The organism is Chitinophaga sp. (assembly GCF_019236475.1).
In the GTDB taxonomy this organism is placed as follows: domain Bacteria; phylum Bacteroidota; class Bacteroidia; order Chitinophagales; family Chitinophagaceae; genus Chitinophaga.
This window is the reverse complement of sequence record NZ_JAFAIX010000004.1, coordinates 129,071-152,070: the sequence shown is the minus strand read 5'-3', so window position 1 is coordinate 152,070 and position 23,000 is coordinate 129,071. Positions and strand designations below refer to the sequence as shown.

At 40.8% G+C, this 23,000-nt stretch carries 17 protein-coding genes; 11 read left to right on the top strand and 6 right to left on the bottom strand.

The window, feature by feature from the left end:
- Positions 1-3: 3 nt before the first annotated feature.
- Complete coding sequence (locus JO154_RS04725; protein ID WP_291942396.1) at positions 4-3,375, bottom strand: SusC/RagA family TonB-linked outer membrane protein; 3,372 nt, start codon at positions 3,373-3,375, stop codon at positions 4-6.
- Between the two features lie 332 nt (positions 3,376-3,707).
- On the opposite strand from JO154_RS04725, the gene JO154_RS04720 reads away from it, so the two are divergent.
- The 4 genes from JO154_RS04720 to bglX all read left to right on the top strand — a co-directional run bounded on the left by JO154_RS04720 (position 3,708) and on the right by bglX (position 9,231).
- The gene (locus JO154_RS04720) at positions 3,708-4,250 is read left to right on the top strand and encodes a sigma-70 family RNA polymerase sigma factor (protein WP_291942394.1); all 543 of its coding nucleotides are present in this window, start codon (positions 3,708-3,710) and stop codon (positions 4,248-4,250) included.
- An 82-nt stretch (positions 4,251-4,332) separates the two neighbouring features.
- Positions 4,333-5,409: a FecR family protein gene (locus JO154_RS04715; RefSeq protein WP_291942392.1), complete on the top strand. Its 1,077-nt coding sequence runs from the start codon at positions 4,333-4,335 to the stop codon at positions 5,407-5,409.
- A 79-nt stretch (positions 5,410-5,488) separates the two neighbouring features.
- On the top strand, positions 5,489-6,934 hold the full coding sequence (locus tag JO154_RS04710) for an endonuclease/exonuclease/phosphatase family protein (RefSeq protein ID WP_291942389.1): 1,446 nt from the start codon (positions 5,489-5,491) through the stop codon (positions 6,932-6,934).
- An 11-nt stretch (positions 6,935-6,945) separates the two neighbouring features.
- Entirely contained in the window at positions 6,946-9,231 is a 2,286-nt protein-coding gene (gene bglX, locus JO154_RS04705; RefSeq protein ID WP_291942386.1) for a beta-glucosidase BglX, read from the top strand.
- 63 nt (positions 9,232-9,294) lie between these two features.
- Here the strand turns inward: bglX and JO154_RS04700 are convergent, their stop codons facing one another.
- The 4 genes from JO154_RS04700 to JO154_RS04685 form a co-directional block, all read right to left on the bottom strand.
- Positions 9,295-12,651 (bottom strand): tetratricopeptide repeat protein, encoded by a 3,357-nt coding sequence (locus JO154_RS04700; RefSeq protein ID WP_291942383.1) that lies wholly within the window; start codon positions 12,649-12,651, stop codon positions 9,295-9,297.
- Between the two features lie 182 nt (positions 12,652-12,833).
- Entirely contained in the window at positions 12,834-13,871 is a 1,038-nt protein-coding gene (locus tag JO154_RS04695; RefSeq protein ID WP_291942381.1) for an aminotransferase class V-fold PLP-dependent enzyme, read from the bottom strand.
- Positions 13,846-14,373 (bottom strand): GNAT family N-acetyltransferase, encoded by a 528-nt coding sequence (locus JO154_RS04690; RefSeq protein WP_291942378.1) that lies wholly within the window; start codon positions 14,371-14,373, stop codon positions 13,846-13,848. Before JO154_RS04690 ends, JO154_RS04695 begins: the two co-directional genes overlap by 26 nt.
- Before the next feature lie 196 nt (positions 14,374-14,569).
- Complete coding sequence (locus JO154_RS04685; protein WP_291942375.1) at positions 14,570-15,379, bottom strand: universal stress protein; 810 nt, start codon at positions 15,377-15,379, stop codon at positions 14,570-14,572.
- 169 nt (positions 15,380-15,548) lie between these two features.
- On the opposite strand from JO154_RS04685, the gene JO154_RS04680 reads away from it, so the two are divergent.
- The 6 genes from JO154_RS04680 to JO154_RS04655 all read left to right on the top strand — a co-directional run bounded on the left by JO154_RS04680 (position 15,549) and on the right by JO154_RS04655 (position 21,307).
- Positions 15,549-16,307: an ABC transporter permease gene (locus JO154_RS04680; protein WP_291942374.1), complete on the top strand. Its 759-nt coding sequence runs from the start codon at positions 15,549-15,551 to the stop codon at positions 16,305-16,307.
- Positions 16,308-16,316: 9 nt separating this feature from the next.
- Entirely contained in the window at positions 16,317-17,096 is a 780-nt protein-coding gene (locus JO154_RS04675) for an ATP-binding cassette domain-containing protein (protein ID WP_291942372.1), read from the top strand.
- Positions 17,093-18,076 (top strand): MlaD family protein, encoded by a 984-nt coding sequence (locus tag JO154_RS04670; protein ID WP_291942370.1) that lies wholly within the window; start codon positions 17,093-17,095, stop codon positions 18,074-18,076. The genes JO154_RS04675 and JO154_RS04670 overlap by 4 nt, the downstream gene beginning before the upstream one ends.
- Positions 18,077-18,273: 197 nt before the next feature.
- The gene (locus JO154_RS04665; protein ID WP_291942368.1) at positions 18,274-19,359 is read left to right on the top strand and encodes an HlyD family efflux transporter periplasmic adaptor subunit; all 1,086 of its coding nucleotides are present in this window, start codon (positions 18,274-18,276) and stop codon (positions 19,357-19,359) included.
- Between the two features lie 78 nt (positions 19,360-19,437).
- Positions 19,438-20,634 (top strand): FtsX-like permease family protein, encoded by a 1,197-nt coding sequence (locus JO154_RS04660; protein WP_291942366.1) that lies wholly within the window; start codon positions 19,438-19,440, stop codon positions 20,632-20,634.
- 1 nt (position 20,635) lies between these two features.
- Positions 20,636-21,307 (top strand): ABC transporter ATP-binding protein, encoded by a 672-nt coding sequence (locus tag JO154_RS04655; RefSeq protein WP_291942363.1) that lies wholly within the window; start codon positions 20,636-20,638, stop codon positions 21,305-21,307.
- Positions 21,308-21,333: 26 nt separating this feature from the next.
- Here the strand turns inward: JO154_RS04655 and JO154_RS26480 are convergent, their stop codons facing one another.
- Positions 21,334-21,627, bottom strand: coding sequence for a sigma factor-like helix-turn-helix DNA-binding protein (locus tag JO154_RS26480; RefSeq protein ID WP_366935561.1), 294 nt, complete (start codon positions 21,625-21,627; stop codon positions 21,334-21,336).
- 462 nt (positions 21,628-22,089) lie between these two features.
- On the opposite strand from JO154_RS26480, the gene JO154_RS04645 reads away from it, so the two are divergent.
- Positions 22,090-22,947 carry an AraC family transcriptional regulator gene (locus JO154_RS04645; protein ID WP_291942359.1) on the top strand — a complete coding sequence of 286 codons (858 nt, stop codon included), beginning with the start codon at positions 22,090-22,092 and terminating at the stop codon, positions 22,945-22,947.
- Positions 22,948-23,000: the final 53 nt, after the last annotated feature.

Sequence of the window (23,000 nt, the reverse complement as noted above, 5' to 3'; positions counted from 1 at the left end):
ATTTTAGAAGCCCACCTTAACGTTAAAACCTACCATTCGTTGTGCAGGAGCATTCATGTTCTCCGTATCCACATCTGGATCGGAGAATTTGAAGCCAGTGAAGAGGAACAGGTTTTGTCCAGTCAATGCCACAGCAGCATTTTTAATACCTGATTTACCGAACCATGCTTGTGGAATATTATATCCTACAGAGATTTCACGCACTTTTACAAAACTCTTTTTCATGACGCCATTCTCATAAGAATTACCCCATCTGCGCGTATACGCCTGGTAACTCACAGGAACATCATTTGGTGCATATTGACGGGTATCTTTAACGATAGTACCGTTTTTGTCGTAGGTAACGTCGCCGCTAACTACTTTCACACCGGTACCTACATAGTTTTTCAGCCCTTTCACTACTTCGTTATAACGCCATTGGTTATCCGTTTCTGGATTAGCACCGGTATCAAACATTTTAGCATAGATATAATCGTACATCACCCCACCAATGCGGCCATCGATGGTGATACCTAGATTCCAGTTGCCATAATTGAAATTGTTGATGAAGCCGAATACGAAGTCTGGATCAGACAAACCATACTGCTGGGTATAAGTACTCAGGAGCGGCATGCCGTTCTGGTGAATCACGTTACCTTGTGGGTCTCTCAGTGCTTTCTGCGTATATGCTACTACGTCCATACGTCCACCTTCTTTTGTCCAGAGGTTTTTAGCAGAATACACCGGATCGATATCTACATAGTATTTATGTTGTGTAGAAAAGTTCAACATGGAGTTCCATTGGAACTTACCTTTCTTCATCACGGTACCATCCAAGGTTACCTCTACACCACGACGAGCAGCGGTTTCATTGGTATTGATCAAGGTGGTAGCGTAGCCGGAAGAAGGCGCCAACGTTTGCTGGATCTGGGTATTGTAGTAGAGTTTTGTGAAGTAAGCCAGGTCTACATGCAGGCGTTTGTTAAACAAGTAGGCAGCGGTACCAAACTCCCAAGTGCGAGTGGTAGCTGGCAATAAATTGCTTCCCGCCAAGTTATTCGGCGTAGTAGCACTAATAGTACCCCAACTGTTATTAATCGTATAGGCGAGGTTGTTGGCATATACGTCCAGCGGTGTTTTAGTCATCGTCCAGGAGCCACGTACCTTCCACATATCGATCCAGCGTGGCATTTGGATGAATTCAGACATCAGCACACTAGTGGCCACAGAAGGATAGAAATAAGATCTAGCACTTTCATCTTGTGTAGAGCTCCAGTCGTTTCTTCCGGTTACGTCTAGGAATACGGCACTATTCCAGGAGAGACTCGCTTTCGCATATACGGAATTGGTTTGTTTAGCCCAGGTGCCATAGGTATTAATGATACCATCTACACCTGCGGTGGTGGAAGGTACCGCATTCGCGAGGGAATACCAGCCTGGTACTGCCAATCCGTTTCTTGTTTTAGCGCCTTGCTCTCTTTGTTTATAATAGAAGATACTAGCACCACCCAACGCATCGATATTCCATTTACCCACCTGCTTATTGTAGGTGAGCAACAGGTCGCTGTTGATACTATTACCCCAGCTTTGGTTCTGACCATACAAACCTTTACCACTGAAGTCAAATGGGAAAGTATTTCCAATGGTCATACCCCTCGTAGAATTAATACCAGCGGGGTTTTGGATGATATCCTCATTTTTGTAATAGTCGTATCCATTTCTGAACATTAACTTCAGGTCTTTGGTGAAGTTGTAGTTCATGATCAAACTAGCATTCAGTTTATTTTGCTCTGTACTTCTCAACTTTTCATAAGCGATCAGGTAAGGGTTATCGTACCAGGCATTATACAGCCAGTTCTGTTTGATGTTTGGTGTCACCCAATAATCTTTATACTGACGGATATCATAGTCGGGGCCCGTCCACATGAGGATCTGGTAGATATAACCTTGTTGGTCATAAGAGCTTCCCCAGAGTTGTGGCGCTGTCGTACGGGTATATCCCATATGGCTTTCCAGGCTGAATTTATCACCTGCTTTCAGATCGCCACTCATGGTATAATTAATGATATTCAATTTCTGGTTAGGGAACTGACCTTTATTATAGATATGATTGAGGCCTGCTCTGAAGAAACCATTCTTTCCACCTTTTGTAACGCTCACGCTGTTATTGGTGATCAGTCCTGTTTGGAGGAAGTTTTTGAGGTTGTTTTTACCACTAGATACCAGTGGCATATCCTCATTCTTCTTGGTGATAGGATTCCATTGGGTAGCCGTTTGACCGATATCCAACTTAGGGCCCCAAACATAATCCGTAGCGATTTTACCATCCAGACCGTGGCCATAAGAGGATTGCACTTTCGGGATGGCCAGGTAGCCAAGATTAAACATCGTGTTGCTGTTGACATCAACGGTGAGGCGATCTTCCTTACTGCGTTTGGTAGAAATCATCACAGCGCCGGCAGCCCCACGCGCACCATATAAAGCCGCAGCAGTAGGTCCTTTCAGCATGTTGATGCTTTCGATATCATCTGTAGGGATATCGCGCAGTGTCATATTACCATAAGGTACACCATCGATTACCAGCAGAGGTGTTTCACCACGCATTTCCAACTTAGGCGTACCATTAAATTCTGTAGAGTTTTTAACGGTGAGACCAGAGACCTGGCCCGTGAGGGAAGTACCTACATCTACGCCTTTAACGGTTTGCATATTGGTACCTTTTACAGATTGCACCGCATAACCCAGTGCTTTCTCTTCTCGTTTCACACCTAAGGCCGTTACCACTACTTCACCCAGTTCTTTCCTCACTTCTTGCAACTGTACATCAATGCTAGTGCGGTCGCCCACCAGTTCTTCCCGGCTACCATAGCCTATAGAAGAGAATACCAAGATGGCCTGCGGGCCGGATACGGTAATAGTATAGCTACCATCAGGTTTGGTAACAGCACCTGTGGAGGAGCCTTTTTCCATTACCATCGCACTGGGAATGGGTTGTGTGGCATCGCTTACAACACCGGATACTTTCACCTTCTGATTGGTGGATGCAGTAGCCTGGCTGTTTTCATCCGTTAATTTTTTGGGAGACGACTGATACTCCCCTACTCTGTCTTTCTCTACGATCGTGTAGTAGTTAGGTTTTACATACAGAAATACGAGGTCATTTGGATACAATACCCCTTTCAGTACATCTTCCAGCGATTTGCCAGAGAAATTAGAAATGTTGTAGGTGGTTGTTTTGGTCTTTACTACCTGCGGATCATACACAAAATCTGCTTTGTACACGCGGGTAATAGCTTTCAAGGCATCAATTACAGGGACAGTTTTCTGTGCATACACCGTACTTGTGGCTGCCAGCAATAGTACCACAAGCAACCGCTTAAAATAGCGCAGCGTCATAGTTGGTAAATTTTTCGTTTAGTTAAAGTGGAATTTGTTCCGTTTAGGAGTAAGTGTTAGGAATGGAAAAAATTACCCCATCCATTTATAATTTTTTTTCCAAGCACGCAGTACAGGTAAAAGCATAAGACGGACACGTGTCTCCCTAAAATATATAATAAACTAATAATCAATACATTACAATGACTCTTTTTATCGTTCATACGAATACGTTATTATCCTGATAACAATTAGTTAACATAATAAGCGCCTGTTTAAGCAGGAGCAAACTGTTAATGGTATCCTTTTTTCAATAATTTCGCGTTCAATTTCAATCAATCTCTGACCTAAAAATGGACAATCCGGTATTCCAACATATTATGAATGGCGACATTGACGCCTACTCCGGATTGTATAAAGAATATTACAAGCGTTTCTATAATTACGGTAGGAAATTTACTACCAACACGCATCTGATAGAAGACAGTATACAGGAGGTATTCCTGGATTTGTGGAACAGACGTGAAAAATTATCGCATGTAGATTCACCTAATTTTTATCTCTATTCATCATTCCGTTACGTTCTCATAAAAAAAATCAGGCAGCACGATAAGATGGTTTTTAATTCGGCTACAGCGGAAGATCATGAAATGTCTATCGAGAATGTGATCGTCAGCAAAGAGCTAAACGAGGAGCTGCAAGTTAAATTACAAAAAGCAATTAAAACACTGACTGGCCGCCAACTCGAAGCAATATTCCTGAAGTTTTATGAAAATCTTTCTTATCAGGAAGTGGCGTCTATTCTTAATATCTCGGTAAAAGCTACATATAAAATCATGGCAAGGAGTCTGTTAGCTTTAAAAGAAAAGGTTATGTTCTTATTTTTATTATGCTAATATTTGCCGCTTCCTCTATTTTAAAGAAATTTTATAAAATAGTTTGGGGTAAAATCAGCAGAACAGGGAACTATATAACAGCATGAAAAAAGGAGCCATCACATATAAATATATTCACTATAAGGAAAGCGATTTTCTTACGGATGCCTATTTCCAGGAATGGGTGTACCAGCCAACCGCCGAGCATGAAGCTTTTTGGCAGATGGTTATCACCACTATTCCACAGCAAAAGGAAGCCATTGAAAATGCCCGCTTATACCTGAAAAATATTTCGTTTGCCATCCACACCCCAACTGATGCGGAAGTAGACGCCTCTTGGGAAAAACATTTACAACTTTTACAAAACCAATTGCAAACAACTGCAGCACAGCCGAAGAAAGTACATTTCCTTTCCCGCAGGGTGTTCCTTCCAGCAGCAGCAGTTATCGCAGGACTGGTACTCATTGGCGCTTATTTCTTTATGAAGCGCACCCATAACGAGCAAATGATGGCCAGCACTCACTTTGGTGAAATCCGCCAGGTGATGCTTCCAGATGGCTCGCAAGTAGAACTAAATGCCAATTCAAAAATAACCTATAGCAAAAATTGGGAGAAAGGGAGTAACCGAGAAGTGTGGTTAGAAGGGGAAGCCCTCTTTAACGTCATTCATATTAATAAAGATACCAATCAGATAAAGGCAGAAGAAAAATTCCTCGTACACACGAAAGACCTTACCATTACTGTATTAGGGACGATGTTCGACGTGAGACAACGACGCCAGAAAACAGAAGTAGTACTGGAAAGCGGGAAAATAAAACTTTCCTTCAGCAATGGTAAAGCGCAGGATATTATTATGTTGCCAGGCCAGATAGTATCTTACAATCATGAAGAAAATAAACTCATTACTGCCACTACTTCTCCGGAAAAATACAGTGCCTGGAAAAATCAAAAGCTAATTTTACAAGATCCTACGGTAAATGATATACTCCTTTACCTGGAGGACAATTTCGGAAAGCGCATTATCATGCAAGACCCGGCATTGAACAACAGAACGGTGAGTGGCCCCATCCTCATATCTTCTCTGGACGATGCCCTGTTTGTACTATCGACCGTACTCAACACAGAGGTCGTAAAACAAGATAGCAATACCATTGTGATGCGTTCCCGCGAATCAAAATAAAATTTTTTCAAGGCAACATGGGGTAAGATACTAGCATGGCTACACTATACATCAAAGTGAAGCGATCAATCTATATTCCATGAGAAAAATTTTAGCTGCAATCATTTGCATCTGCTGTTACAGCACTAGCTATGCCCAACAACAATATCCCTATTACAGCGATATTCAGGCATTTAAACATCAAGACTCCCTTATACCTCCTACTGGCAAGGAGATCCTCTTTATTGGCAGTTCTTCCTTTACCTATTGGCAGGATGCAAATAACTATTTCCCTGGCCATCATATTATAAACCGGGGCTTTGGAGGTTCTAATCTGCTGGATGTCATCCATTATGCCAATGATGTCATCTTTGCTTATCATCCTCAGCAAATCGTTATCTATTGCGGAGAAAACGACCTATCTTCCGATACGGTAAAAGCGCCCCTGTTGCTAAAACGCTTCCAGACGCTCTTTGGAATGATTAGAAATAAAATGCCGCAAGTCCCGGTAACATATATCTCCATAAAGCCTAGTCCCAGCAGAATCAGGTTATTGCGGGAAATGGTGAAAAGCAATAAAGCCATCCAACAATTCCTGGCCAAGCAGCCCTATACTTCCTTTGTGGATGTATACAGCAAAATGCTCCATCCCAATGGTACTATCAAAGCGGAACTCTTCAAAGAGGACCAACTACACATGAAACCAGTAGGTTATCGCATCTGGCAGAAAGCCATTGCACCACACCTAGTAGATCAATCCATCACCACGATGAAGGTAGCCACCTTTAATCTTCGATTGAATATCGCTTGGGATAGCGCCAATGCATGGCCTCATCGGAAAGAAATGGTGCGCGATCTGATTCAATACCACCAATTCGATGTATTCGGTGTACAGGAAGCCCTCATCGACCAGATGCACGACTTAGATGCGATGGGCACGCACGCCCACGTAGGCGTTGGCAGAAATGACGGGAAAGAAGGTGGTGAGTTTTCAGCGATCTTTTATAACAAAGAAAAATATGAATTGATAAAATCCGGTAATTTCTGGTTATCTCCTACCCCAGACATTCCTTCCAAAGGGTGGGATGCCGCTTATATCCGCATCTGTACCTGGGCGCAGTTGGTGGAAAAAACCAGTGGTAAGGAGTTCTATTTCTTCAATACCCACTTTGATAATGAAGGGCGCCAGGCCAGGGAAAATTCCGTTAAAATGATCCTGGAGAAAATTCACCAGTTGTCCGACAAAAATACCCCTGTCATCATTACAGGAGATTTCAACTCCAACCCAGAAACCAGCGCCTATGGCACTATCGTACAACAATTCAACGATGCCAAATTGGTTTCCCAAACAAAACCATATGGCCCTGACAGCACTTTCCAGGACTTTAAATATCATAACTGGACAAAAGTGGTGAAAGAAGGCAGAATAGATTTTATCTTCATAAATAATAACATAACGGTACTGAACTACGGGGTACTGACGGATGCCAAAGACCTTCGTTTTCCTTCAGACCATTTTCCTGTAGCAGCCACCATTCGCTTTTAATCTATACTGATATGAGATATTTAAAACTCACGTTATTATTGGCTTGCACCTGGGTCAGCCATGTAGCCGTTGCGCAAAAGCAACAAGATCTGCAAATGAAAACGTTTGTAGATGCACTCCTAAAAAAGATGACACTGGAAGAAAAGTTGGGGCAGTTGAACTTACTCACTTCCGGTGAAGTGGTAACCGGTTCCGCTGTGAGCACCGGTGTAGAAGCAAAAATCAAAGCGGGTCAGGTAGGCGCACTACTGAACATGACCAAAGTAGGCGATATCCGCAAAGCACAACAGATGGCGGTAGAGCAATCGCGCCTGAAAATTCCTTTGCTCTTCGGACTGGATGTAGTACATGGATATAAAACCACCTTCCCCATTCCACTGGCATTGTCCTGCTCCTGGGATATGAACATGATTGAAAGAAGTGCGCGTGTGGCGGCTATCGAGGCCAGTGCGGATGGTATCAACTGGACATTCTCTCCTATGGTGGATATTGCCCGTGATGCCCGTTGGGGAAGGATTGCAGAAGGATCTGGGGAAGACCCGTACCTGGGCGCCCGCATTGCCGCCGCTATGGTACGAGGTTATCAGGGAAACAACTTCTCCGAAAACAGTAATATTCTTGCCTGCGTAAAACACTTCGCACTGTATGGGGCAGCAGAAGCAGGCAGGGATTACAACACAACGGATATGAGTCGCGTGAGAATGTACAACGAATACTTCCCTCCCTACAAAGCCGCTGTAGACGCAGGCGCTGCTACCATCATGACCTCCTTCAACGAAGTAGATGGTATTCCCGCCACTGCCAACAAATGGTTGATGACGGATGTACTCCGCAAACAATGGGGCTTCAAAGGCTTCGTGGTAACTGATTATACCGCTATCAATGAAATGATGGCCCACGGCATGGGCGACCTGCAAACCGTTTCAGCACTGGCCCTCAACGCCGGTACTGATATGGACATGGTTGGCGAAGGATTCACCGGTACTATCGCCAAATCCTTGAAAGAAGGGAAAGTAGATATCAATACGATTAATACCGCATGTAGACGTATCCTGGAAGCTAAATATAAACTGGGCCTCTTCACAGACCCATACCGCAATTGCAAGGGCGATCGGACGGCAGAAATCTACACGCCTGAAAAGCGACTGGAAGCGCGTAAAGCAGCTACAGAGACATTCGTCTTACTAAAAAATCAACAACAACTACTCCCTTTAAAAAAACAAGGAAGTATTGCATTGATTGGTCCATTGGCCAATTCCAGGGTAAACATGACCGGTACTTGGTCTGTGTCTGCCGAGATCACCAAACATCCTTCCCTCTTGGAGGCACTGCGACAATCAGTAGGCAGCCAGGTGAAAGTCAATTACGCAAAAGGTTCCAATCTTACCGCTGATTCCATGTTGGAGATCAACAGCACCATGTTTGGCCGCACGCTCTACAGAGACGCACGTACTGCAGCGGAATTAAGGAAAGAAGCCCTGGAAATTGCCAGTCAATCTGATATCATTGTAGCAGCACTGGGTGAATCATCCGAAATGACCGGAGAAGCTGCTAGCAGAACAGATATAGGCATTCCCGATACACAGAAAGAATTACTGGCCGCCCTGGTAGCTACTGGCAAACCAGTGGTATTAGTGCTCTTCGCAGGCCGCCCAATGACCCTCACCTGGGAAAATGAGCATGTTCCTGCCATCTTAAACGTTTGGTTTGGCGGATGTGAGGCTGGCGCAGCTATCGCCGACGTATTATTCGGAGATGTAAATCCATCTGGTAAACTAACCACCAGTTTCCCACAAAACGTAGGGCAGCTTCCGCTCTATTACAGTCACAAGAATACTGGTCGTCCATTGACGGCTAATGATAAATGGTTCACCAAGTTCCACTCCAATTACCTGGATGTATCCAATGAACCATTATACCCTTTTGGCTACGGTCTGAGCTACTCCACCTATACCTACAGCGATATCCGTCTATCTGCCAACCAGTTTAAACCAGGTGGCCAAATTACGGCAACAGTAACGGTAACGAATACCAGTAAACAAGACGGTGTAGAAATTGTGCAATTGTATACCCGCGATTTAGTAGGTAGCATTACTCGTCCGGTGAAGGAGCTGAAAGGATTCCAGCGCATTACCCTCAAAGCAGGAGAATCGAAGGAAGTAACTTTTACCATTACCGCAAACGATCTGAAGTTTTATAACAGTGAATTGAAATTCGTGGCGGAGCCTGGAGAGTTTAAAGTCTTTATAGGCGGGAATAGTAGAGATGTGAAGGAAGCAGGGTTTAAGTTATTGTAAACTAAAAAGCTGCCACTTAGGAGTGGCAGCTTTTTAGTTTTATATACGATTTCAACAATACATTTATAAGCTACTATTAACTTCAACTAATACTTGCTGCAGTCGTGATACCATATTAGCCTTCAGTTGAAAATCCTCCTCCTCTAACATATTTATAGTGGATATCAACAACGCCACACTCTTTTCAAACACGGTTTTCATACTCTTTGAAAGTTCTTTATTATCCAGGAAAAGGACCACTTCATTCAATATTAAAATTTGAAGATAGGCACATTGATAAATTGGCTGTCCAAGCATATCACATAACCCATAATCATAATGCATTTTTTGTTCATCTCTAAAATTCCCTGAAGTCATAAAATTAGAATGAGCATGGTCACTTAAATGTGAATTGAGGTAGTTATGGATATATTTATCTTCCACATATCGTGAGTATGAAACCATTTTAGATAAGGATGGATAAAGCTCAAATTCTTTATTCTTTTTACTATCTATGAAAATCCCTACCTCAGGAATTCCCATTTCATTCATCTTAGCCTTATATAGACCTTTGGCAACTTTAATCGGAGTTTCAATGAAAAAAACCACCGATTCAGCACTCTCCCTTGTAACCAAAATATTTAAGTAATTTCTATAAACATTATATAAAATAACCATTGCATCTTCAGGGATATTGCTTTTTATAAGATTTGCAACAGCTAAAAAACTCTTGCATGATTTTGAGAAACAAAAGAAAATATAGTCATGCAAAAAGCTCTCTAGTCCTGGATTTCCATTTCCTAATCCTTTTACCGCTCCATATTCATCGATGATACTTTGTATTATTTTTGTAACAATATCTATATTCTCTGTTAAGGCGGTTAAATTCTCACTAAAATTAATTCTATCAATTAATTTCAATCCCTTCCGTGACTTCAACCTATTTAATAATGAAGCCAGCTCCTTGAGTTTAAAATGCCCCGGGTTAAGGAATTGCCTAAACAGAGCCAACGAAGTACTGAAGCATTTAATTGCGGCTTCTACTTGACCAGTTTTCGTATAATAGTGACCGTAAAGTTCCTCTATCTGCGCATTATTATGCCAGTTAATTATGGACATACTTTGATATTGTGCTAATGCCTTATCCAAACTGTATTTGGCAGAAGGTAGATCATTGGCCTGTAAATAGGCGAGTGCAAGATTTGAGTAGCCTAACCCAATAATATCAGGATTTCTTTCTTCCTTATAAATGCTTAGCGACTTCTTATAAAACCAAATGGCATGTCTTGGCATATTATCTTTTAAGTAAATAAGCCCACGGTGATTATAAGCATCTGAAAGATATGGACTATCGGGCAAGTATTGCATTTGGAGGGCATATCCTATCCTCCAAAAATATTTAGCTTTATCAATCAAGTTCTTGTGTAAATAGGAAGATACAATGTTAATACATGCAATACCTAGTTCTTTTTTAGCCCCATATTTCTTAAATATCTGGATGGCCTTCTTCGTTAGATTAAATGCCTCTTCGTGATATCCGACCTTCTCAAGAACAGTTGCAAAATTATCCAATGACTTACCTAATGATATTTTGCTCTCTTTTGAATATTGGTGAGAAATCAATAAAACACGGTTAAATGAGTCTATTGCATCGTCATATCTTCCTAAGTGGGAATAGGCAATTCCAAGGTTATTAAGAAACGTCCCCAGTGAATCAAAATCGAAGATAAAATTTTTGATCAAAAAGTTTAGACATTCTTCGTAGTGTTTCAATGCCAACGTATAGTCTCCTAGTTTTAGCATGGCTGTACCAAACACCTGACTAAGCATGACAGTCCTATAGCTTAATTTAGTGCTATACAATATGTTTTTTGCAATAGTAATATGATCAGCTAATCGCCATGCATTCACCTCATTAATAGCGCCTAAGCTTTTTGTATTACTAAATATTAAAGATTCTATTTTTTTAGTCGAAATTTTTAATTTTTTCTGTACTACAGACTGTATCATGGGGTGAATAGCAAAACTATCCCCTCTTTTGCTTATCCATCCTTTCTTTTCAAGCGACATAAGGGTATTCCAGATTTCACTTAAGCTTTTATTAGACTGTGCAGTATAAGTTAGAAACAAGGTAATGTCAATATCCTCTGATTGAGGCAAAACAGAGAAAAATAATAATTGTTTCTTCTCATTCTCTGAGAGCTCCCATAATGTAAAGCACCGCAGAATATAGTTGTATATTTTATCATTCCTATCCGTTGAGTATTTCGAAGCATGTTTCCCAATATGAATATCCGTCTGCAAAGGATCGGCCTTTATATTACGTAAATCCAGTAGTTGGTCCAACTTTTTCAAATCCAGATTGGGAACGATGTTGGATGACTTTGCAATAAGTTCTATTAACAGGGGATGATAATCTATTTTCTTAAACACTTTTTCCAATATCCCATCTGGCGTGTCTTTAGTGTAAAATCTCCTGAATAACGCCGCTGCCGATGAGTAATTTAACCCAGAGAGAAGAACATGTGGATAATCGCCAATTTTGACACGTGAGGTTATTATAACTTTCCAACCGGTTGAGCAGAGTGTATCTAGTATATCTAAACTGTCATCATGAATCTGCTCCACACCATCGATCACGATAATGTTGTTTCCTTGTTCGGATGCTAGATTTTCCACTATTTCGTTCCAAGATAATTGTTTGGTATTACCAACGTTCTCCGAATCAAATGTAGATGAAAGTGTATTCAGCAAATCACTCCTTAAATTATTCAATTGTGCATCCACCCAAATGATATTATCATAATCTTTCTTTCTATTTCTAAGGAAACAGGACGTTGTGGAAGACTTGCCAATACCCGCTATGCCACTTACCACAAACACTGCGTACTTATCAGCATACTTCTGCATTTCGGCATAAGATTCCTCTCTTCCTACTAAGGATTGAGGTTCATAAAATGGGATTAAGGTCTTCTTACGGATGTTACTATTAGGGTATATTGGAAAATATTTATTTAAGAGAGCCAGATGGTTAACTGCCATTGATGAAAGGCTAGACCAACCTAAATAAATTAGATCATATTTAATAGCATACTTCTTCTTTAGTTCAATTAGAAATATGCTTAGTTCCGTATTATTATCATAGGTGGACGCAATAATCAGTTTATTAATCTCAATTCCCGATGAGGCGATGGCATTAACCGAAGATTCAAAATCTTTCTTTAATTCATTTAATATATTTTTCCTATCGACTTCCTTCTTTTTACATTGTATCGCGATACCATCTGAAATAGAGATGATATCTATTCCATATTGCTTGTTACCCTTCTTTCCAAAACGCTGAAACTTCTTTTCTGGGTACTCCGCATTAAATAAATCACAAACAAACTCCTCGAACACCGTTTCATTAGAAATAATCGGAAATTGAACTTGCTTTGACATTACTTTGAGGTTCTTTCATCAAATTTATCGAAAAAAATATATAGCGAGGGCCACAGTTGAGGTAAATCTTTATAATTCTTTTGCTATCAGTGAGTATTAGGTACCCCAGAAACAGAGTTTTCACTATCAAAAATAAGGTTAGAAGCTGCCAACAGAGTAGCAGCTTCTGGCAACACATGGCATTAACTATGTATACGATCCATACACTGTTCCAATACATTCGCCGCATAATGCAATTGTTCTTCCTGATAGTACCCCAATACTGCCAGTTGTACCCAATTTCTCTTTACCAGATATTCGCTCTCATAACTTAGGATAATATTTTTTTCCTGCATGTAATCCACGAAGACAGGTTTCATTTTGTCTGGGAGTACCACTGTAAAGACTTTTGAATGCTGATCGCTGCACGGAATGAGTGCATGCTGGTACATGATATCATAATACTTACGACTATAATGATGAATCATATCCGTATGAGCAATGGTCTGCTTTTGTACAATAGCAGTATGTAGCGCATTGACAAGATTCGAAGAAATAGTAAAAGGAATATTTTTCTTCACCGCATAATTAGCAAGATCAAGGAAGACTGGGATTTGCGGATTGGATAATGGGGAGATATTTGAAAACAGGAGCGCCAAGCCGGGAAAGGCTCCCAGACCTTTGCCAGAAGAGGCAGTGGCCATTGTTACCTTCGAGAGATCCAGTGCCATCGTGCCAACTGAACTCATACAATCGACGAAGCATTGCACCTGGTACTTGCTGCAAATTTCTGCAATCGTATTCAGATTATTCATCATTCCAGTGGAGGTTTCACAATGACAAAAAAGTATCCATCCAATATTTCCCTCAGACAACCTATTCTCAATTTCGCGTAGTTCAAAATGCGTCCCCCATGCTTGTGTATAGGTAGTGAAATGTATACCTATTCGTTCTGCTTGATGGATTAGTCGGGAACCGAATTCTCCATTAGAGAGTATTAATCCCTTGGATCCTAACGTCTTGATTTGATGCAACATCACCTCATTGGCGAGGGTACCGCTGCCACTCATGATAAATGTATGCTGAACAGAGAGCAGGCTACATAGGGAAGACACAGTATCATCCAGCAGTTGCTGGAAATGGGATGACCGATGAGAAATGGTCGGTGCAGCTAAAGCCGCTCTTACTTCATTGGAAATATTCACAGGTCCGGTACTAAGGTTCACTTGTTCGAAAGTCATGGCGTAGGTGAGTTACATGAATATACATAGGTTGATATAAAGCGCCGGGTACGCCCACCAAATCACCAAATGGGATAAAGCCTAGTTTGGTGTATAAAGGCAATTGCCTGGTAGTTCCTGATACCACAGCGGTTTCAATTCCTTGGCTTATCAGCTCCGCACAAAGTTTTTGCAGCAGTCGATATGCAATGGAAATTTTTCTTTCTGATTTTTCGACCCCCAACAACCTTACTTCTGCGAGTCGCGAGTAAGCAGGTATCTTTTCATCCAGGTTTTCTATTTTCCCATCGAGGGAGAACGGCCGGATCTCGTTATAGCAAACCATTCCTACTAGGCGGTCTTGATTTAAAGCGATTACGTATGTATTCTTGAAATGAAATTTGTCTATCAATATTTTCTCCTCATTGATAGGATGCTGAGGAATTTCTTCTGTGAACAGTTTGTAGTTAAGCCGATGAATCTGCTCAAATTCATGTGGTTGGTCCGCAATTTTAAAAATCATTTCGAAGGATACGATGTCATTGATATTAGTGTACAGTACTGGTCAATTTAAACAAGCAGTTCAGATTTGACAACTGATGGCTTGCTCAGCTTGCATTAAATCATGTCTGCCTAAATATAAAAAACGTTACCCAATTTACCGCGCTGAATATTATCAAGACTAGTTGGCTAATCTTAATTATAAATCTTCATAAAAGTTATAAAGCAAGGATCGGTATTTGGCAATGCTTTGTTAATTGTTTAGTATTGCTTTTATGCGTCAGCATCTCCAATAGATTATGATGTTGTGGTAATACGATTAATAAGTCGAGGTTATTTTTCTCTGAAAAATCGATCAGTGTTTCATCCACTTGGTTATTCCGGAAATGATGATATTCCGGATTCATATCTTCGAATAGTTTCTTCAGCATGATTGATTCCAAAATGGTTTCTTGTCCTCCATATTTTTTCTTTTCTACGTTCAGGATATGTAGTACTGCATGAAGATCCTGGAGTAGCAGTTTGATCTTGGCAGCAGGCACAGTTTCTATACTGTGAAGATCACATGCAAGGCCTGCTTTTTTGATACCGCCAAACTGAGCACTGACAGGAACCGCCAGAACAGGCCAGGGCAGGTTTCTCATGGCATACACAGTATGTCCACCTAGGAATAATCGTTCAGTAGCCGTAGAGCCTTGGCTACCGAGTACAACCAGGTATGGTTGCATACTTTCACACATATTTACCAGCTCGGTAAAAAAGAGTCCTACTTTTACCTGTAAGCTGATATTAATTTTACCCTGGGTGATTATATTCAATTCGGTTTTTAATTTGTTCAGTTCGCCTGCCAGATCTCCTTCCATCTCCACAGCAGGTATCATCATCGGAACCTGGCCGTAGGTTACCGGTATAGTATATATGTTAAACAGCACCAATTCTGCATGTAGCATTAACGCCAGATTAGCAGCATAAGCAGCCGCATTCCGTGCTGCCGGTGAAAAATCTATACCAACAAGAATTGATTTCATATGTTTATTTTATTGGGAATATGAAGATAGGAGCAAATTGCAGTTTAGATAATGACGGTAGTCATACAAAACCTTGATGTTTCTCATTGGCCGTGGGAAAAAACATTTCTAATTTTGTAATGAATCAGATACTTGACATATGAAATCTGCCCGGCAAAAAGATATATTCATGATATATACTGTCTTGCTAACAGATATAATGCATGTTTGCAGGTTCATTGCCAGATTCTTTTCCGAAGTATTCCGCCCCCCATATGAATTCCGAGAAATAGCTAAACAATGCTACAACATTGGTTATAGATCACTGACGCTGGTATCGCTTACAGGATTCATAACTGGCATCGTTTTCACCAAACAATCGAGGCCATCCCTAGCCGCATTTGGCGCTACTTCCTGGTTGCCCGGACTCATCTCTATTGCACTCGTACGGGCACTGGCGCCTTTAATTACCTCTTTGATAGTGGCGGGAAAGGTAGGGTCGAATATAGGTGCAGAACTGGGCTCCATGAAAGTTACAGAACAGATTGAAGCGATGGAGGTTTCCGCCACCAATCCTTTTAAATTCCTGGTGGTAAGTCGGGTGCTCGCGACCACCTTTATGAATCCCATGTTGATGTTGTATATGGCTTTTATCGGATTAGTAGGGGCATACGTTAACGTACATATGAGTGAGGACACGAGTTTTGTGGCATTCTTCCAACATGGTTTTACCAGTATTTCCTTTCTGGATGTATTTGCCTCTGTTATTAAATCCATGGTATATGGCTTTTCCATTGGCATTATAGGATGTTATCAGGGATTTAATGCAGAGAAAGGTACGCAAGGAGTAGGTAAAGCCGCCAATCAGGCAGTGGTCATTTCCATGTTCTTGATTTTTATAGAAGAAATGATCATTGTACAAATAGTTAATCAGCTCCGCCCTTCATAAAAATAGCATATGAAAAAAGGACCTGTAAAAATAGACAAACAAGATGCTGTTATCAGTATTCGGGGATTGTACAAATCTTTTGATACAGTAGATGTACTCATGGGCATGGACCTAGACCTTTATAAAGGGGAAAATGTGGTCGTGCTTGGGCGTTCAGGGAGTGGAAAATCTGTACTAATCAAGTTGATAGCAGGCTTATTAAAACCAGACAAAGGAACCGTTAAAGTAACAGGAGAAGAGGTGTGTCAGTTGAATATAAAAGAATTGGAACACTTGCGGTTAAAAATTGGATTCCTCTATCAGGATAGTGCATTGTATGACAGTATGACCGTAAAAGAGAACTTGGAATTTCCATTGGTGAGAAACAAACGGAATTTAACCAGAAAGGAAGTAGATGATGAAATCAACAAAGTGCTAGATAATGTCGGATTATCAGAAGTGATTAACCAGATGCCCGCAGAGCTTTCTGGCGGCCAGAAGAAAAGAATTGGCATTGCCCGCACCCTGATATTACAGCCGGAGATCATGCTATATGATGAACCAACTGCAGGACTCGATCCGATAACATGTGGAGACGTCATCGCACTCATTAACGATGTACAACAAAAGTATAAAACCAGCTCAGTAATTATCACACATGACCTCACCTGCGCTAAATACACCGGCGACAGAATTGCATTAATAGTAGATGGAAAATTCAGACGGGAAGGTTCATTCGAAGAAGTGTTTACAACAGGTGACCCTGAAGCAAAAAATTTCTATGACTATAATTTTATCATTGATAAATGACGAAAGCCAGTAGAAAACATATCATTACTGTAGGGATATTTTCCTTCATCGCAATAGTAATATTCGTTGCTGGAATACTAACGCTGGGCGAACAACACAAATCCTTTGAAAGAAAGTTTACTATCAAAGGTGTCTTTGACGATGTGAATGGACTGAAATTAGGAGATAACATTTGGATCTCCGGCGTAAAAGTAGGCATCGTAAACCAAATAGACCTTACCGATGATGGCATCGTATTAATCACCATGAACATTGAAAAAAAATCAAGACGATTCATCCATAAAAACTCCGCTGTCAAAATTGGTACAGACGGCCTAATCGGAAATAAAATCATCGTTATTTACGGTGGCACCAAAAACAGTCCTGTAATAGAAGATAATGATTTACTAAACGGCAGGAAAGCGCCTGGCTCCAAAGATATGATGGCTGTTCTGGACTCAGCCAGCAACAACGTTTTACAGATAACAGATAATTTAAAACAAATCACCACCCGCATCCTGAATGGCAACGGTACCATTACTACCCTATTGAATGATTCCACCTTTTCCGGAAACCTGAAACAATCTATGAGTGATGTTCGTTCATCCGTAGCCAATTTCAAGACCACATCTGCCACCAGCATTGAGATGTTAAACAATCTCAGGACCTTCTCAGAGCACCTGAACCAGGAAGGCACCTTGATTAACAAGCTGCTTTCAGATACCGTCATCTATGGCAAAATAAACAAAAGTGCTGCAGGATTAGAGGAAACAGTAAATAACCTGACCGCTTTTGCCGCTAATCTCAAACAGGCCACCGATGCACTCAACAAAAACAGTGATAACATCATCCATGTGCTTTTAAAGGATGAAGCCGCTGGTGCGGCTTTGAAAGGCACCATCAATAACCTTGATTCTGCTAGTGCTAAACTGAGTGAAGACCTAGAAGCCTTAAAACATAACTTCTTGCTGAGAGGGTATTTTAAGAAGAAATCAAAGTAATAGCACATCTCGATCACATATAATAAAATAGCAATATTTATAAATCCAACTATACATATCATTTAGTTTTTAATTGATAAAAATCATTACTTTATCTGATCAATATCATTCAGAACAAAAAGGCTACTAAATAATTTTGTCAAAAAATTAGGTTATCTCTCATGTTTACAATTAACATAGTAAAATGTGCCGAAAGAATGTCTATCATATTAGTATTAACACTGGTGATATTGGGTTGCAATAATCCCACAGTGATTTATCCAACGAGAAAGGATATAATAGAAACAGTCTATGCTTCTGGGAAGATTACATCAGAAAACGAGTATAACTTATACGCATTAAGTAACGGTACCATCATAAAAAAGATGGTAAAGGATGGAGACATCATTCACAAAGGACAGGTGATATATGTCATTCGTAATACTGCGGCCACCGCAAAATTGGATGCTGCTGCTAAGAATTATGATATAGCACAGCTAAATCTTTCCAGCAATTCCCCCATCCTCAATGATCTAAAATTATCCTTACAAAATGCCATCATAAAATATCAAAATGACTCCGTTAATTATCATCGTTGGAAAAACTTATGGGATCAGGGAATTGGCTCCAAAAGTAACCTGGATAATACTTACAGCACCTATCTGGAATCATTGAACCAGAAAAAAAGTGCTGAACAGAAATATAATACCGCTTTAAATGAGGCACGAGTTGCTTATAGTTCCGCTGGAAGTCAGCTTACTGGGGCCAAGGATGAATTAAAAAACTACTTTATCAATAGCCTTCGGGATGGAGTGGTTTTCCAAACATTAAAAGAAGAAGGGGAAGCCGTAAGGGCAAATGAAATAGTAGCATTAATAGGAGATAGTAGTAACCGCGTAATCCGGTTAGCGGTAGACCAACAGGATATTGATAAAATCAGAGTAGGACAAGAGGTTTTGTTACAAACAGATGTCACTGGCGGGAAAATTTATAAGGCCTCTGTTACCCGCATCTATCCTGTCATGAATGAGGCAGATCAAACATTCCGAATTGACGCACATTTTACAGAGCCCGTATCGGCAACTTTCATACATAATTCAATTGAAGCAAACATAATCGTACAAACAAAAAATAATGCCCTTGTGCTGCCAAGAAGCGCATTAACGGATGACGACAGCATCTGGATACGAATAAACGGTAAGAATAAAAAGACAGTTGTGAACGTGGGCATAAAGACGCTTGATTACATTGAAATACTTGCTGGTGCGGATGAAAAAACGGCTGTATTAGTAACTTCTAAATAAGATTACACAGTGCTATTGGTAAATCTTAAAATATCCAGAGTACAACTCCTCGCAAGAAAGCGGCAAACCATTATTGCTATGCTTGGGGTCACTTTTGGCATTGCCATGTTTATATTGATGATCAGCTTTATGAAAGGAGTCAACCAATTTCTCCATGAGGTGATGTTATCATCTACTCCCGATATCCATATCTACAATGATTTCAAAGCAGACCAATCATCTTCGATTACAGCCCGATTCTATCAACAGGATTCCCATAAATTGGTTATTGTACATCATTTACGACCTAAACAAATAAACCTGGGTCTGAAAAATGCTCCTGGTATCATTGCAGACCTAAAAAAAGACCCCAATATTACAATTATATCCCCTCTCGTATCTGCACCACTGTTTTTTGATTATGGATCTGTACAGGTAGGCGCCAGTGTAGATGGCGTAAATATCCTGGAAGAAAACCGACTTTTTCACCTGAAAGACAAAATGAAAAGTGGACAACTGGAAAACCTGCTTAATACACAAAATGGAATTATACTTGGCGATATGCTAGCCAGTAAACTAAATGTCGTCCCAGGCGACCTGGTAACGCTGAATGCTCCCTCTGGTACACAAGGACGGTTCAGAGTAATAGGTACTTTCAAATTTGGAATTGGCGCCATTGATGCCGCTAAATGTTACGTAAACCTTTCTTCATTGCAACAGCTATTGAGCAAAAACCGGGACTATATTACGGATATTCGGATAAAACTTGCGGATAATTCCCAAGCCAAAGTCCTTGCGCCAATTCTCGAAAGAAAATATGGATATAAGTCCGATGACTGGGAAACCACCAACGCTTCTATGATTGCCTCCGATACCATCAGGGATGTGCTTACATTTGTAGTTAGCTTTACACTATTAATGGTAGCTGGATTTGGGATCTATAACATCATGAATATGGTAATCACCAACAAAATGAAGGATATAGCCATCCTTAAAGCACAAGGCTTTTCGGGTAAAGATATCGTCCAGATATTCCTGTCACAATCATTAACTATTGGAGTATTCGGAACCACAGCGGGATTGATATTAGGGTATCTACTATCCTATCTTGTATCCCGTGTTCCATTTCCTGGTGGCGACATTTTCAGCCTTAAGTATTTCCCAGTGCTTTTTGAACCCAAATATTACTTTTTCGGAGCACTATTTGGAATGCTCACCACATTACTGGCTGGAGTAACACCGGCTATCAAAGCATCAAAAATAGACCCCGTAGCGATTTTGCGCGGAAATCAATAATATGCAACAAGAAATTCTGAAAGCGGAGAAACTAAATAAATACTTTTCTGAACCAACCACATTTCATGTGTTGAAAGATATTTCCTTATCGATAAAAAGAAGTGAATTTGTATCGATAATAGGAAAGTCTGGTTCCGGAAAATCAACGCTATTGTACTTACTTTCCACTATGGATACAGATTATGAAGGGGAAATATTTATTCATGACACCAAAATTACAGGGCTGAGTGAGAAAGCACTGGCTCGTTTCCGCAACGAACATATCGGGTTTGTATTCCAATTCCATTACCTTCTTCCAGAATTCACGGCATTACAGAATGTAATGCTCCCTGCTATGAAACTGGGAAAGTCAGATATTAAAACAATAGAAGCCCAAGCCATGGAAAGATTACGACAAATGGAAATGCAGGATTTTGCACTTAAACCCTCAGGAAAATTATCCGGCGGACAACAACAACGCGTGGCTATTGCGCGCGCATTAATCAACAATCCAAGTATCATCATGGCGGATGAACCCACTGGCAACCTGGACTCTTCCAATACAGCAAGAGTGTTCGAAATTTTTCAGGAACTCATGATACAAGGCAACACCATTATTATTGTCACCCACGATCAGGACTTTGCAAAAAAGTCTGGAAGAATCATTGAACTCGTAGATGGCTGTATAAAATAGCATAGCACCTGACTAAATATGCTCTCTTAAATCCCCAATTTATCAAGTACTCGATGAACGATCCTATCGCACCGGGTAGGGTGGAAAGGGAAAATCACCTGATTCTTGTAGTCATGGGAAAGCTGTTCATGCAGCATCATTTTGGCCCGGATTTGCCGGAGTTTTACGTTTACAGGGGAGATATTGAGTACTTTGCTGGTGTCAGCTACGCTAAGCTGTTCTATTTCCCTCAGTATAAAAACGACCCGGTAATCTTCCGGGATACTTAAAAGTGCTTGCTCCAGTATATTACTGGGCTCTTTGGTACTAAATACTTCCACAGGGTGTTTCTTAGGTTTCAGAATAATCTGACTGCTTCATAGTTGAAATCTTCCTGGTCCCCATTTTCACTTTCCAATTGATAACACACATGATAATTTCAATGTCTATTAGGGTGTCAATTCGTTGAATAATTCCCATTCAACAGGTATTAGAGTACGAAGGAGAAAAAAAGGTTACAAAAAATTTCAACTTTTTGTAACCTTTAAAATCTGTTCTCTAATCCATATAAAGCGGCCATAGTAGCCCACGATTATTAACCTGAATGACCTAAAAAGCGCAAATCGAAGCATGATTACCGTTCAAAACTTTAAACAGACCTACGCATCCCTGCCCCCATTGACCCATCAACGCGAGTCTTCAAGCGAACTGAATGCATCTACCAGTGATAGGAGAATGTATATGTAGTTGACTAATACGGGTTCAACTATTATTGCAAGCAAGTTTCCCTAACTTGCAAGACAATGCAAAAAATTCCGGTTCGATATATTATCGAAGCACCGAAAGAACCCGGCTTTTCTGGCGGTTTCAGCATGCGATCTCTCGAAGATCTCATGGAGGGACAGGATATGCTGCAGGAATTGCACCGGCATTCCTTTTACTATGTATTGGTGCTAGAAAAAGCCACCGGCAGCCATAGTATTGATTTCGTGCCCTATCCCGTGAAGGATAACGCTGTATTTTTCATGCGGCCAGGGCAGATACATCAATTATTCCTGAAGGAAGATAGTCGGGGTTACCTGCTACATTTTACCGAGGATTTTTATGCCCCTATTGAAGCCTCCGCCAAGCAAGTTTTGCGGCACGCTGCTACCAGGAACTATTTTCCCATGGAAGAGGTGCAGTTCCAAAGACTCCTCCAGGTGCTGGCCATCATTCACCGCGAATACAGGGAAAAACAAGAACGCTATAAACAGGCGATAAAATCCGCCATGGATATCTTCTTCCTAGAGTTATTACGGCAGGATAACAAGCAAACAACAGCAGAACATCCGGAATATATGCAGGAGCGTTTGGATGAATTGCTGGAATTGATCGAGAGACACGTGTCTGTCCATAAGCAGGTAGCATTCTATGCCTCAAAAATGCACCTCAGCCCCTTCCAACTGAATACCGTCACCAAAATGCTGTTGGGTAAGAGCAGCTCGGCGCTCATTAATGAAATGATTATCCTCGAGGCCCGCAGGCAACTCCTTGCCACCTCCAACCAGGTAAACCAGATCGCTGCCATGCTCGGCTACGAGGACGTTTCCTACTTCATCCGCTTTTTCAAAAAGCATACAGGCTTCTCTCCTGAAGTCTTTCGCAGCAACCATAGATAAGTCCTATTAATGCTGATTTTTGTCCTACTCCCCACCATAGGTATCCAGTAAAT

Bases quoted from the DNA above. Each gene is read 5' to 3' on its own strand.
- JO154_RS04665 (WP_291942368.1), top strand. From the start codon at position 18,274: ATGTCTATCATATTAGTATTAACACTGGTGATATTGGGTTGCAATAAT.
- JO154_RS04710 (WP_291942389.1), top strand. From the start codon at position 5,489: ATGAGAAAAATTTTAGCTGCAATCATTTGCATCTGCTGTTACAGCACT.
- JO154_RS04695 (WP_291942381.1), bottom strand. From the start codon at position 13,871: ATGACTTTCGAACAAGTGAACCTTAGTACCGGACCTGTGAATATTTCC.
- JO154_RS04660 (WP_291942366.1), top strand. From the start codon at position 19,438: ATGCTTGGGGTCACTTTTGGCATTGCCATGTTTATATTGATGATCAGC.
- JO154_RS04725 (WP_291942396.1), bottom strand. From the start codon at position 3,375: ATGACGCTGCGCTATTTTAAGCGGTTGCTTGTGGTACTATTGCTGGCA.
- JO154_RS04645 (WP_291942359.1), top strand. From the start codon at position 22,090: ATGCAAAAAATTCCGGTTCGATATATTATCGAAGCACCGAAAGAACCC.
- JO154_RS04670 (WP_291942370.1), top strand. From the start codon at position 17,093: ATGACGAAAGCCAGTAGAAAACATATCATTACTGTAGGGATATTTTCC.
- JO154_RS04720 (WP_291942394.1), top strand. From the start codon at position 3,708: ATGGACAATCCGGTATTCCAACATATTATGAATGGCGACATTGACGCC.
- JO154_RS04675 (WP_291942372.1), top strand. From the start codon at position 16,317: ATGAAAAAAGGACCTGTAAAAATAGACAAACAAGATGCTGTTATCAGT.
- bglX (WP_291942386.1), top strand. From the start codon at position 6,946: ATGAGATATTTAAAACTCACGTTATTATTGGCTTGCACCTGGGTCAGC.
- JO154_RS04685 (WP_291942375.1), bottom strand. From the start codon at position 15,379: ATGAAATCAATTCTTGTTGGTATAGATTTTTCACCGGCAGCACGGAAT.
- JO154_RS04700 (WP_291942383.1), bottom strand. From the start codon at position 12,651: ATGTCAAAGCAAGTTCAATTTCCGATTATTTCTAATGAAACGGTGTTC.
- JO154_RS04655 (WP_291942363.1), top strand. From the start codon at position 20,636: ATGCAACAAGAAATTCTGAAAGCGGAGAAACTAAATAAATACTTTTCT.
- JO154_RS04715 (WP_291942392.1), top strand. From the start codon at position 4,333: ATGAAAAAAGGAGCCATCACATATAAATATATTCACTATAAGGAAAGC.
- JO154_RS04690 (WP_291942378.1), bottom strand. From the start codon at position 14,373: ATGATTTTTAAAATTGCGGACCAACCACATGAATTTGAGCAGATTCAT.
- JO154_RS04680 (WP_291942374.1), top strand. From the start codon at position 15,549: ATGATATATACTGTCTTGCTAACAGATATAATGCATGTTTGCAGGTTC.